This is a genomic window from Nonomuraea sp. NPDC004702 (assembly GCF_053601695.1).
Map to the genome: position 1 here is coordinate 34,247 of NZ_JBSGCE010000034.1, position 12,430 is coordinate 46,676.

General features: G+C 73.8%; 10 protein-coding genes. 3 read left to right on the forward strand and 7 right to left on the reverse strand.

Annotated features, from left to right (window positions below; translation table 11 throughout):
- The first annotated feature begins 72 nt into the window (after positions 1-72).
- Together ACWEJ6_RS33715 and ACWEJ6_RS33720 are read left to right on the forward strand one after the other, a co-directional pair.
- Positions 73-1,017: a hypothetical protein gene (locus tag ACWEJ6_RS33715; RefSeq protein ID WP_358293011.1), complete on the forward strand. Its 945-nt coding sequence runs from the start codon at positions 73-75 to the stop codon at positions 1,015-1,017.
- Positions 1,014-2,192 carry a DUF6716 putative glycosyltransferase gene (locus ACWEJ6_RS33720; protein ID WP_452429012.1) on the forward strand — a complete coding sequence of 393 codons (1,179 nt, stop codon included), beginning with the start codon at positions 1,014-1,016 and terminating at the stop codon, positions 2,190-2,192. Before ACWEJ6_RS33715 ends, ACWEJ6_RS33720 begins: the two co-directional genes overlap by 4 nt.
- On the opposite strand, the gene ACWEJ6_RS33725 is transcribed toward ACWEJ6_RS33720, so the two are convergent.
- The 5 genes from ACWEJ6_RS33725 to ACWEJ6_RS33745 form a co-directional block, all read right to left on the reverse strand.
- Positions 2,176-3,423 (reverse strand): alpha-2,8-polysialyltransferase family protein, encoded by a 1,248-nt coding sequence (locus ACWEJ6_RS33725; protein WP_452429014.1) that lies wholly within the window; start codon positions 3,421-3,423, stop codon positions 2,176-2,178. The two genes, ACWEJ6_RS33720 and ACWEJ6_RS33725, sit on opposite strands and share 17 nt — an antisense overlap.
- On the reverse strand, positions 3,423-4,409 hold the full coding sequence (locus tag ACWEJ6_RS33730) for a glycosyltransferase family 2 protein (protein WP_358293003.1): 987 nt from the start codon (positions 4,407-4,409) through the stop codon (positions 3,423-3,425). The genes ACWEJ6_RS33725 and ACWEJ6_RS33730 overlap by 1 nt, the downstream gene beginning before the upstream one ends.
- A gap of 3 nt (positions 4,410-4,412) precedes the next feature.
- A complete protein-coding gene (locus ACWEJ6_RS33735; protein ID WP_452429016.1) occupies positions 4,413-6,449 on the reverse strand; it encodes an N-acetylneuraminate synthase family protein in 2,037 nt (678 codons plus the stop codon).
- 73 nt (positions 6,450-6,522) lie between these two features.
- The gene (locus ACWEJ6_RS33740; protein WP_387669829.1) at positions 6,523-7,242 is read right to left on the reverse strand and encodes a response regulator; all 720 of its coding nucleotides are present in this window, start codon (positions 7,240-7,242) and stop codon (positions 6,523-6,525) included.
- The gene (locus ACWEJ6_RS33745; RefSeq protein WP_452429019.1) at positions 7,239-8,732 is read right to left on the reverse strand and encodes a sensor histidine kinase; all 1,494 of its coding nucleotides are present in this window, start codon (positions 8,730-8,732) and stop codon (positions 7,239-7,241) included. The genes ACWEJ6_RS33740 and ACWEJ6_RS33745 overlap by 4 nt, the downstream gene beginning before the upstream one ends.
- Positions 8,733-8,836: 104 nt before the next feature.
- On the opposite strand from ACWEJ6_RS33745, the gene ACWEJ6_RS33750 reads away from it, so the two are divergent.
- Complete coding sequence (locus ACWEJ6_RS33750) at positions 8,837-10,165, forward strand: cation:dicarboxylate symporter family transporter (protein ID WP_452429021.1); 1,329 nt, start codon at positions 8,837-8,839, stop codon at positions 10,163-10,165.
- Between the two features lie 27 nt (positions 10,166-10,192).
- On the opposite strand, the gene ACWEJ6_RS33755 is transcribed toward ACWEJ6_RS33750, so the two are convergent.
- Positions 10,193-11,011 carry an SAM-dependent methyltransferase gene (locus ACWEJ6_RS33755; RefSeq protein WP_452429023.1) on the reverse strand — a complete coding sequence of 273 codons (819 nt, stop codon included), beginning with the start codon at positions 11,009-11,011 and terminating at the stop codon, positions 10,193-10,195.
- A 47-nt stretch (positions 11,012-11,058) separates the two neighbouring features.
- Entirely contained in the window at positions 11,059-12,417 is a 1,359-nt protein-coding gene (locus ACWEJ6_RS33760) for a sensor histidine kinase (RefSeq protein WP_387669823.1), read from the reverse strand.
- Between the last annotated feature and the right edge of the window lie 13 nt (positions 12,418-12,430).

Genomic DNA, 12,430 nt, shown 5'->3' on the forward strand with positions numbered 1-12,430 from the left:
CTTGCGGCTTAAGCAGGCCGGGCTACCTTGAGGCGGGTCGTGCAAGGCCATCCACCGGCTGGGGGAAACAGAGTGGTCAGACAGGCGTCGGCCTGGGTGGAGTCTCCGCTCCAGATGCTGTGCGCCGTCGAGGCCCACCATGCCGGGCTGCTCGGCCCGGACACCGTGGTCGTGCCGCGCGCCGGCCTGCGTCCGCTGCGCGCCACCCGCAAGGAGCTGCGCCGCCTCGACCTGCCCGCCGGCCTGGTGCTGGACGAGCCGCGCGAGCGCATGCCGCGCCGCGTCCAGGCCGTGGGCGACGCGTTCTCCGGCAAGGTCCAGATGCGCTGGCTGACCTCCGACCCCGGCCGCATCGTCGTCGTGGACGACGGCCTGGCCACGCTGAGGCTGCTCGAACTGCTGGCCGCCGGGCCGTTCCGGCCGCTGCTGCGGGCCCGGGCGACCCCCTCGCGGGCGCGCGCCCTGCTCGGGCTGGCCGCCGCGCTGCGGCTGCGGATGAGCCGGGTGTCGGTCTTCACCGCCCTGCCCGTCCCCGACGAGCTGGCCGCCGCCGTCCGGGGGGCGGGCGTCGACCTCGTCCGCCACGACTTCGCCTGGCTGCGCGCCCAGCCGCCGAGCGCCCAGGGGCCCGCCGAGCGCACGGTCGTCCTCGGCACGTCCCTGGTCCGCAACGGGCTGGTCCACCGCGACCACTACCTGCGCTGGCTGACCGACCTGGCCGGGCGCGAGCCGCTGGCCTACTACCCGCACCGCCGCGAGGACCCCGTCGACCTGGCGCTGATCGGCGAACGTCCCGGCATCACGGTGCACGACGCGGGCGTGCCGGCCGAGCTGACGCTGCGCGGCCTCGACGCCGGGCAGCGGGTGCTCAGCCTGCCCTCGACCGCGATCACCTCGCTGCGGGTGCTGCTCGGCCCGCGCGGCGTCGAGGTCGAGCCGGTGGACGTTCCCGACGACTGGTGGACGAGCAGGGCGGCCCCCGGCCTGCGATCGCATTTGACAGGAGCTTCCAGGTGAGGGTGCTGGCGATAGCCGACTCCGACTCGTATCTGAAGTGGGCGGCCTGCCTGCTCGACGACCTGCCCGCGGGCTGCGAGAGCGAGCTGGTGGTGGTGCGCACCCCGATCGCGCCCTCGCCGGAGCAGATCGCGGCGGCGGTGGGCGGGCGCGCGGCGCCCCCGGTGTTGTCGGCGCGCTCGCTGCGCCGCCTGGCCGAGCGCACCCGCCCCGACGCGATCCTGGTGGGCTGCACGGGCCCGGTGGTGGACGTCCTGGTGGCCGACGTGCTGGCCGGGCTGCGGCCGGGGGGCCGGGCACGGCCGGTGTTCGTCAGCGGGCTGCCCGGCATCTCGGTGCCGGCCACGGAGAAGGCGTGGCTGTTCCGCAGCGGCTGCGACCTGTTCGTGGTGCACAGCGAGCGCGAGGTGGCCGAGTTCTCCGAGATCGCCGGCCGGCTCGGCGGGGGAGGGGCGGTCGGGCTGGCCAGGCTGCCGTTCCTGCGGCCCGGCGCGGTGTCCGGCGGCGGCGACCGGGTCGTGTTCGCCACCCAGGCCAAGGTGCCGCGGGCGCGGGAGGAGCGCGAGCGGGTGCTGACGGCGCTGGCCGAGCTGGCCGCCCGCCGCCCCGGCCTGGAGGTCGTGGTCAAGCTGCGCGCCCTGGAGCACGAACGCCAGACCCACAACGAACGCCACCACTACCAGCGGCTGTGGCGCGAGATGGGCGAGCCGGGCAGGCTGACGTTCGCGGCCGGGTCGATGCACGAGCAGCTGTCGCGGGCGGCCGGGTTCGTCACGGTCAGCTCGACGGCCGCGCTGGAGGCCGTCGCCATGGGCGTGCCGTCGCTGGTGCTGAGCGACTTCGGCGTCAGCGCCGAGATGATCAACCTGGTGTTCGAGGGCAGCGGCCTGCTCGGCACGCTGGACGACCTGGCCCTGGGCGACTTCCGCACGGCCGAGCCGCGCTGGTGCGAGGCCAACTACTTCCACCCGGCCGGCCGCGACGACTGGGCGGCCCTGCTGACCGGCCTGGCCGCGGACGGGGCGCGCCCGGCCGCCCGCTCGCTGCTGGACGGCCCCGAGCACGCCGCGGCCCGCCGCCGGGCCAGGTTGCGGGTGGAGGTGCCGCCCACGATGCTGCGGGCGGGCTACCGGGCCAAGCGGCGGGTGCGCCGCTACCTCAGATCGCTGACCTGATCTTCCTGCGCAGCCTGGACAGCGCCGAGGGCGGCTCGGCCAGCCCCAGCGTCTCCAGGCGCTTGCGCTTGAAGTAGCGCCCGTCGAACGCCCCGTCGAACCCCGGGCCCGACGGGCGCAGCTCGGGATAGGCGTCGGCCTGCATGCAGTAGCCGACCGCGCGCACCAGCGCGGGCAGGTCCGTGCGCGGCGGCTCGTCGATCACGCCGTCGGCGTTCAGCCGGGGCAGCAGCGCGTCCACGATCGTGGCCGGCACCCGGTTGCTGTTCTCGTACGGCGTCAGCCGGTCCAACACCAGGCCGGTGCCGAAGGAGGCGACCGGCAGGCCGAAGTAGCGCCGGGCCGTCACCAGGCCGGTGGAGAAGCAGCCCACGACCAGCTCGGGCCGCTGCGTCGCGAAGCACACCTCGGCCGGCACGCTCTCCCCGGCCACCGTCAGCCGCACCCCCAGCGGCCCGGCCGCCGCGCGCAGCAGTTGCGCGTGCCGGCGTCCGGCGGCCGGGTGCGGCTTGAACAGCACGTCGGTGCAGCCGCGGGCGGCCAGCGCGCGCAGCATCGAGGCGTGCAGCCCGGCCTCCTCCTCCGGCGTGACGATCTCCAGCGCCGACAGGTACTGGCCGAGGACGACCGCCTGCCCGGCGCGCAGGTCCGGGGCGGTGGCGGCCACCTCGTCCACGACCGCGAGGAAGCGCTCCTCGGGCAGCACCACGGGCGGCACGCCGTACTCGCTGAGCAGCAGCGGCGTCAGGCCGGGTACCAGGTCCAGGTGGAGCAGCCGCTCGATGCGCCGGGAGATCTCCGCGGGCAGCGGGTCGCGGGTCGGCCCGTAGCTCATCAGGCCGTCGGAGTAGACGGTGATCGGGCAGTCGCGCACCAGGCCGGCGATCGTGCGCGCGGGCGGCACCGCGATCGACTCCAGCACCAGCTCCTCGACGTCCTCCAGCGCCAGGTGGGAGCGGATCAGCCGCTCGAACATCGGCACCTCGATGATCCGCGCCCGCCAGTCGGAGGGGTGCAGCGGGGCGATCAGCTCGTTCCAGGAGTGCACCTCGTCGAAGCGCGAGCGCAGGGCGGCGAAGCCGGGCGTGCCGTCGAGCGGCACCGACACCTCGGGGATCGCCGCGTTGTTCGACACGATCAGCACGCGCCGGCCGGCGCCGAAGCGGCCGTCGTCGATGGCCGCGGCCAGCGACATCGCGCCGAACAGCGTCGAGGCGTAGAAGACCTTCATCAGGAGTCCTCCCGATCCCGGCGGATCCGGACGTGGGGGCTGGGGGGAATGTCGGGTACCAGGGCGCGCAGCACGGCCTCCCGCTCGACGGCCATCCGCGACACGGCGTCGGCCACCAGGGCGGGCGGCAGGCCGCGGACCATCTGCGCGCCCCGCTCCTCGAACCGGGCGCGCAGCGCGGGCGTGAACCGGCCCGCGAGCTCCAGGTGGTGGGCCAGCAGCGCGCAGAAGTTGCGCGCCGCCTTGGGCAGGAACTCCGGCTCCAGGTCCTTGAGGACCAGCTCGAAGGCGTCGAAGAAGTGCAGCTGCCGCTCGTCGCCGACCTGCGTCAGCGACCCGGACACCAGCCGCCGGTAGAACACCCCGGCCATCGGCACCACCGCGAACGTGGCCGCCTCCCGGTGCAGCCGCCAGATCCACGGCCGGTCCTCGGCGGTGTGCAGCGAGCCGGGGAAGTGCAGCAGGTCCCGCAGCGAACGCCGGTAGACCCCGGCCCACGCGTACGGGTAGTCCACCATGGTCCGCTCCCCGGCCGGCAGGATCGCCGATCGGGGGTCGAGCACGACGCCGCGGCGCGACAGCGGGGCCCGGTGCACCACCCGCCTGCGCCCCTCCACCTGGACGTGGTCGACGCGCACGAAGTCGCAGCCGAGCCCGTCGATGGCCGCCACCAGCCCGGCCAGGTAGCCGGGCGCCAGCCAGTCGTCGCCGTCCATGAACGTGACGAACCGCCCCGAGGCGGCCGACAGCCCGGTGTTGCGGGCGTCGGCCAGCCCCACGGGGGCGGGATTGCGCAGCACGGCCAGGCCGGGCAGGTCGCGGGCGAAGTCGGCGATGATGTCCGGGGTGGCGTCCACGGAGCCGTCGTCCACGACGATGAACTCGAAGTCGGGCCGGGCGTTGCGGGCGAGCGAGGTGAGCGCGTCGGCGATGAAGCGCTCACCGTCACGCACCGGCACGACGACGGAGAGAGTGGTCGGCGTCATGACTCAGACGGTCACCCGGCGCAGCCGGGCCTTGGGCGCCTCCTCGCCGGGGAAGACGCGCTTGACGCCGTCGCCCATGGCCTGCTCGATGATGCGGATGTCCCGGACGAGGTGCTCCAGCCCCGACGGCTCCAGCGAGGCGGCGTGGTCGGAGCCCCACATGGTGCGGTCGAGCGTGATGTGCCGCTCGACGCAGACCGCGCCCAGGGTGACCGCCGCCAGCGAGATCTGCAGGCCGCGCTCGTGCCCGGAGTAGCCGACCGGCACGCCGTAGCGCTCCTTGAGCGTGGTGATCGTGCGCAGGTTGGCCTCCTCCGGCGGCAGCGGGTACGTGGAGGTGGCGTGCATCATGATCAGCCGGTCGGTGCCGAGGATCTCGACCGCCTGGTCGATCTCCGACAGCGTGGACATGCCGGTGGACAGGATGAGCGGCTTGCCGGTGGCCGCCAGGGCGCGCAGCAGCTCGTGGTCGGCGACGCTGGCCGAGGCGATCTTGTGCGTCAGCACGTCCATGTCTTCCAGGAACTCCACGGACGGCACGTCCCACGGCGAGGCGAACCAGTGCAGGCCGCGCTCGTCGCAGTACTTGGCGATCTGCCGGTACTCGTCGTGGCCGAACTCGGTGCGCTCCTTGTACTCCAGGTACGTCATCTCGCCCCACGGCGTCTGCCTGATCTGGCCCTTCTGCTCCTCGGGCACGCAGATCGCGGGGGTGCGCTTCTGGAACTTGACCGCCTGGCAGCCCGCGTCGGCCGCCACGTCGATGAGCCGGCGGGCGAGGTCGAGGTCGCCGTTGTGGTTGATGCCGATCTCGCCGATCACGTACACCGGCTCGCCGTCGCCGACCTGCACGTCGCCGATCGCGACCGGGCCGAGCCGCGGCCGGGCCTTGGCCTCGGCGACGGGCGGCTCGGGCCGGGCGGCCACCACCAGGTCGCACAGCTCGCGCACCGCGCCGGAGCCGCCGGGCCTGGTCAGCACCACGCGGGCGGCGGCGCGCACGCGCGGGTGCGCGTCGGGGGTGGCGATCGGCCAGCCGACCTCGGCCATCGGGCCCAGATCGTTGACGTCGTTGCCGACGTAGGCCACGCGCGCCGGGTCCAGGCCCTCGATGGCCAGCCAGTCGCGCAGCACGATGCGCTTCTCGGCCAGGCCCTGCAGCACGGGCACGCCCAGCTTGCGGGCGCGGGCGGCCACGACCGGGTTCTGCTCGGTGGACATCACCAGCACCTTGACGCCGGAGCGGCGCAGCAGCGAGACGCCCATCCCGTCCGAGCGGCTGACCAGGACCATCTCCCGGCCGTCGGAGTCGATGTAGGCGCGGTCGTCGGTGTGCACGCCGTCGAAGTCCGTGATGACCGCGTCCACGTCGATCGGCTCGGGCTTGTCGATGAACGGCGCCAGGGCGCGCACCAGCTCCAGGTCCTCGGGGTCGTCGACCTCGATGGCGTGCTGCGGCGGCACCGGCTGCACGGCGACCTCGCCGAAGAAGCGGTGGCCGTGCTCGCGCAGGCCGGCGGTGCGCATGACGTAGAAGGCGCCGTTCTCGCGGAACTGCGGCTCGCGGTCCTGCCTGCGCGGCCGCACGGCGGGGTCGTGGTTGACGCCCGCGCCCGCGGCCGTCCACAGGAACTCGTGCGTCGGCAGCCCGGACACGACCGAGTCGGCCTCGCCGTCCAGGACCTTGCGCACGGCCGCCGACAGGTCCTCGGGGTCGATGAACGCGCTGGTGCACTGCACCAGGACGACCACGTCCGGGTCCGCGCCGAGCGCGTCCAGGGCGTGCAGCACGGCCGACTCGCTGGAGGCGGTCGCGCCGCTCAGCTCCTCGGGCCGCTCCACCACGGTCGCCCCCGCCGCGCGGGCGGTCTCGGCGATCTGCGGGTGGTCGGTGCTGACCACGACCTGGTCGACGAGCTCGGCCCGCAGGCACGCCCGTACCGCGCGGGTGACCAGCGGGACGCCCCCGACCAGGGCGAGGTTCTTCAGGGGAACGCCCGCCGAACCTCCGCGGGCGGGAACAACGGCCAGGACTCGCAAGTGACTTCTCCTCAGTGCATCGGATCGCACCCAGAAGCTAAGGGCCCGGATTGAACGGGCAGCGTCACCGCCATTAACTTTCCATGGGGATCCGGTAGAGCAACTCTGGCCGGCCCACCCCGCCGTACTGCGGCACGCGCACCGCCGTCCCCAGCTCGACCAGGTGTTCCAGGTAGCGGCGGGCGGTCACCCGGGACACCCCGACGGCCTGCGCCACGCTCTGCGCGGTGCTGCCGCCGGGCCGCTCGCGCAGCCGCGCCGACACCGCGTCGAGGGTGTCGCGGGCCAGCCCTTTGGGCAGCTCGGAGCTGCCGCGCAGGGTGCCGAGCACCCGGTCGACGTCGCCCTGGGCGACGATCACGCCGGTGTCCTGCCTGAACCGGGCGTAACGCGCCAGCTTCTCGGCCAGGGTCGCGTAGGTGAACGGCTTGAGAAGGTACTGGGAGACGCCCAGCGACACCGCCGAGCGCACCGTCGCCAGGTCGCGCGCCGAGGTGACGGCGATGACGTCGCACAGCAGCCCGCCGGCCCGCACCGCGCGGCACACCTCCAGGCCGTGCATGTCGGGCAGGTACAGGTCGAGCAGGATGAGGTCGACCGGCCGGCCGCGCAGGAACCGCAGCGCCTCGCCGCCCGAACGCGCCACCCCGGCCACCTCGAACCCGGCCACCCGCTCGACGTAGACCCGGTTGGCCTCGGCCGTGATCTCCTCGTCCTCCACGATCAGCACGGAGACCGGCCCGTCCGGCCGGCTCGCCGCGCCCGCTCCGGGCCCGGTGTCCGGCCGGTTCATCGGACCCGCTCCGGGACCGGCAGCCGCACCGTGAAGGCCGACCCGGCCACCTCGATCGTGCCGCCCAGCCGCCGCACCGCCTGCCCGACCAGCGCCAGCCCGAGCCCGTGGCCGTCGCCCTTGGTGGTCCAGCCCTTCGCGAACGCCTCCGGCGCGGTCAGCCCCGGCCCGTCGTCGGCCACCCTGATCACCACCCCGTCCCCGTAAGCGCTCAGGTGCACCTCGACCCGGGTGGCCGCGTCGAGGGCGTTGTCGACCAGGTTGCCGACGATCGTCACCAGGTCGCGCGGGTCCAGGCCCAGGTCGTCGAGGTCGCTGTCGGGCGTGAGCACCAGCTCGCCGCCGCGTTCGGCCGCCTCGGCGCTCTTGCCGAGCAGCAGCGCGGCCAGCACCGGCTCGCGCACCGCGCCCACCACCCGGTCGGTCAGTTCCTGCGCCGCGCGCAGCTCGGCCGTGCCCAGCGCGACGGCCTGCTCGGTGCGTCCCAGCTCGACCAGCGTGATCACGGTGTGCAGCCGGTTGGCGGCCTCGTGCGCGGCCGAGCGCAGCGAGTCGGCGAAGCCGCGTTCGGCGTCGAGCTGCCCGGCCAGCGCCTGCAGCTCGGTGTGGTCGCGTACGGTCACCACCGTGCCGAGCCTGCTGGCCGCGCCGTTGACGGCCAGCACCCGGTCGCCGGCCAGGTGCACGCGTTCCTCGTGGCCCTCCAGCAGCGCCGGCAGGCCCAGCTCGGCCACGTGCCGGCCCTCGGCGTCCGGCGGCAGGTCCAGGAGCTGCCGGGCGGCGTCGTTGCAGAGCGTCAGCGTGCCGTCGCCGCCGACCAGCAGCAGGCCCTCCCGCACGGCGTGCAGGACGGCGTCGTGATGGTCGTGGATGCGGCCCAGCTCCACCGGGCCGAGCCCGTGCGTCTGGCGGCGCAGCCGTACGGTGACCAGCCACGTCCCGGCCGCGCCGAGGCCGAGCGCGAGGGCGGCGACCAGGCCGCTCCAGGCGACCTGGTCGCGCAGCCGGGCGCTGATCCGGTCGATTGTGATGCCCGCGCTGACCAGGGCCCGGACCCGGCCGCCGGACCACACGGGCGTCACGGCCCGCTTGGAGGGGCCGAGCGTGCCGGTGTAGGTCTCGACGAACGTCCGGCCGGCCAGGGCCCGCCCGGTGTGGCCGAGGAAGCGCCGGCCGATCTCGGCGGGGTTCGGGTGGGTGTAGCGGGTGCCGTCCGGCTTCATGATGGTGACGAAGTCGACGCCGGTCTCCTTGCGCACCCGTTCGGCGTACGGCTGCAGGGCCAGGGTCGGCTCCGGGCCGTCGAGGGCGGCGGCCACGCCCGGCGCGGCGGCCACGCTGACCGCCACGGCCCTGGCCGTGGCGCCGGCCTCCTCGGTGAGCAGGCGGTGGGCCTGCACCAGCGCGAGCACCGCGCAGCCCGTCACGGCGACCGCGACCACGACCAGCTGCAGGGCCAGCATCTGGCCCGCCAGGCTCCAGCGGCGCATGAGCCCTCCTTGCGTGAACGAAACTTACTCAATCGTGACGTGGGTCACAGCGAGCCGCATAGTCGCACGACCAGCCCCTTTTTCCCAAGCGGTGGAGACCCCTCATGCGTGATCGCACTCGCTATCTGTACCTGGCCGTCATCGTGGCGGTCCTGCTCGGCATCCTGGTCGGGTTCGTCTGGCCGGAGGCGGGCAAGGAGCTCAAACCCCTCGGCACCGGGTTCGTGGCGCTGATCAAGATGCTGATCAGCCCCATCATCTTCTGCACGATCGTGCTCGGCATCGGCTCGGTACGCCAGGCCGCCAAGGTCGGCAAGGTGGGCGGCCTCGCGCTCGGCTACTTCATGGTGATGTCCACCGTCGCCCTGGTCATCGGCCTGCTGGTCGGCAACGTCATCGACCCCGGCTCCGGGCTGCACCTGACCGACGCCGCCCGGCAGGCCGCCGAGGCCGAGGCGGCCAAGGGCGAGGCCACCGGCGGGGTCGACTTCCTGCTCGGCATCATCCCCGTCACGCTGGTGTCGGCCTTCACCGAGGGCTCGGTCCTGCAGACGCTGCTGGTGGCGCTGCTCGCCGGGTTCGCGCTGCAGGCCATGGGGGAGCGGGGCGCGCCGATCCTGCGCGGCGTCGAGCACGTCCAGCGGCTGGTGTTCCGCATCCTGGCCATGGTCATGTGGGCCGCGCCGGTCGGCGCGTTCGGGGCCATCGCGGCCGTGGTGGGGGCCACCGGGATCGAGGCGCTCAAGAGCCTGGCCATCATCATGATCGCCTTCTACCTCACCTGCCTGCTGTTCGTGGGCGTGGTGCTGGGCGCGCTGCTGTGGCTGGTGGCCCGGGTCAACCTGTGGTCGTTGCTGCGCTACCTCGGCCGAGAGTTCCTGCTGATCCTGTCCACGTCGTCGTCGGAGACGGCGCTGCCGCGGCTGATCGCGAAGATGGAGCACCTCGGCGTGAGCCGGACGGTGGCCGGCATCACCGTGCCGACCGGCTACTCCTTCAACCTCGACGGCACCGCCATCTACCTCACCATGGCCACGCTTTTCATCGCCTCGGCCACCGGCGCGCCGCTGCAGGTCGGCGAGCAGGTCTCGCTGCTGCTGTTCATGATGGTCGCCTCCAAGGGCGCCGCGGGCGTGACCGGGGCGGGCCTGGCCACGCTCGCCGGCGGCCTGCAGTCGCACCGCCCCGAGCTGGTGGACGGCGTCGGCCTCATCGTCGGTATCGACCGGTTCATGTCCGAGGCCAGGGCGCTGACCAACTTCGCGGGCAACGCCGTGGCCACCGTCGTGGTCGGCACCTGGACCGGCGACTTCGACCGGGAGCGGGCCGCCGAGGTGCTGGCCGGGCGGGCGCCGTTCGACGAGTCCACGCTGATCGACGAGGAGGACGACCGCCCCGAGCCGGAGCCCGATCGGCAGGCCGCGCGCGTCTAGGGTCGCCGGCTCTCGGCGCTCGCCGCTCTAGGGTTTGCAGCCGATGCCCGCGTACCCCATGCGGGCGAAGTCGTCGTCGTAGAAGGGCGGGCTCTCGGGGTCGGTGAACGGGAAACCGAGCTCCGGCCCCTTGCCCGTGGCCAGGCCGGGCGGGATCAGCTCGAAGTCGCCGAAGAAGGCGGCGATCTCCTTGCCCGGCCGCGGGCAGAACGGCGCGTTGGCCCGCCGGTAGAACTGGCTGACGCGGGCCACGCGCTCGGGCGCGTGGTCGGTGCCGACGTGCGACAGGGCCAGGTAGCTGCCGGGCGCGAGCGCGTCGCGGTAGGCGGCCACGAAGCCCTGCGGGTGGTCGGTGTCGGGGATCAGGTGCAGCAGGAACATCATGAGCACGGCGACGGGCCTGCCGAAGTCCAGCAGCCCGCGCACCTCGGGGCTGTCCAGCACCTCCCGCGGGCGCCGGACGTCGCCGTGCAGCATGGCCACCTGCTCGGGGCCGGCCAGCAGGGCCCGCCCGTGGGCGGCCACCACCGGGTCGCTGTCCACGTAGACCACGCGGGCCTGCGGCGCGTACCGCAGCGCCACCTCGTGCACGTTCTCGGCGGCCGGCAGGCCGGAGCCCAGGTCGAGGAACTGGGTGACACCCTGCTCGCACAGGTACCGCACCACCCGGCCGATCAGCAGCCGGTTCTCCCGCGTGCCGTCCCTGACCTCCGGCATCGCGCTCAGCACCAGCTCGGCCAGCTCACGGTCGGCCGGGAAATTGTTCTTTCCGCCCAGGAAGTAGTCGTACATGCGCGCGGTGTTGGGGATGTGAGGATCCACGCCCTGGGGGACTTCTTGCGTCATGAGGGCATGATCCACTAACCGGCTGCCGGAAATCTACGCTTTCGACATCAGATGGCGGGAAGCCGCAGGACGAACCGCGCCCCGCCCGGACGGTCCTCCACCCGCACGCTGCCCCGGTGGGCCATCGCCACGTCCCTGGCGATGGCCAGGCCGAGCCCGGTGCCGCCGGAGTCGCGGCTGCGGGCGGCGTCGAGGCGGGTGAACCGCTCGAAGATGCGCTCGCGGTCGGCCTCGCGGATCTCCTGGCCGTCGTTCTCCACCGCCAGCACGGCGGTGCCGCCCCTGGCCGGGCCCGCCTCCCTCGTGACCACGACCCGCACCATGGTCTCGGCGTGCCGCTGGGCGTTGTCCAGCAGGTTCGTCAGCACCCTGGCCAGTTGCAGGCGCACGCCCTCGACCACCACGCCCTCGGTCAGCTCCAGCCGGGTGGGCAGCTTGTCGCTGCGCACGGCCAGCTCCTGCCGGACGAGCTGGGCCAGGTCCACCGGCTCCCTGGCCACGTCCACCCGGGAGCCGATCCTGGCCAGCAGGAGCAGGTCGGTGATGATCGCCTCCAGCCGGTCGGTGTCCCGCAGGGCGCTGTCCACCAGCGCCTCGACGTCGGTGTCCTCCGGGTAGAGCTGGGCGCTCTCCAGCTGGGCGCGCAGCCCGGCGATCGGGGTGCGCAGCTCGTGGGAGGCGTCGGAGGCGAACTGGCGCTGCTGCAGCGCGGAACGTTCCAATCGGGCCAGCGTGTTGTTGACGGCCTTGGCCAGCATGGCGACCTCGTCCTCGCCGCCCGGCTGGGTGACCCGGTGGCTCAGGTCGCCGGCGCTGACCGCGTCCAGCTCGGCGCGCATGGTCGCCACCGGGCGCAACGCGCGGCCGGTGACCAGCCAGGTCGCCCAGGCGGTGAGCGCGATCAGCACCGCCACCTGGGAGAACACGATCACCTCCAGCGTCTGCGAGGCCAGCACCTCCGGGGTGCTGCGGCCGGCGTAGACGATGGGGGAGTCCTCCGACATGCCGGCCTTGACCGCCGACAGGTGCACGCACTCGGTCGGCAGGCAGTTGGTGGTGTTGACCACCCGGCTCTCGGCGGTGGGCCGCACGTCGCTGAGCGGCGGCAGGTTCCTGGCCGCGTCGCTGCTGGCCAGGACGCGGCCGTCGGTGCCGACGATCTGGATCAGGTCGATGGACGGGTTGGGCACCGGGATCGTGGCGCCCTGCGGCGGCAGCCCGCCCGCGCGCATCTCGGAGGCCACCCGCTCGGCGGTGTCCCGCGTGTCCCGGTAGACGCCGGCCGTCACCAGCGAACGCGAGACGATGCACCCGGCGACGCCCACGGGGATCAGCACGAGGGCGGCTACGGCCGTCGCGATGAGGGTGACGCGTCCGCGCAGGGAGCGGGCCCACAGGGGTGGCACTCCCCGAGACTAC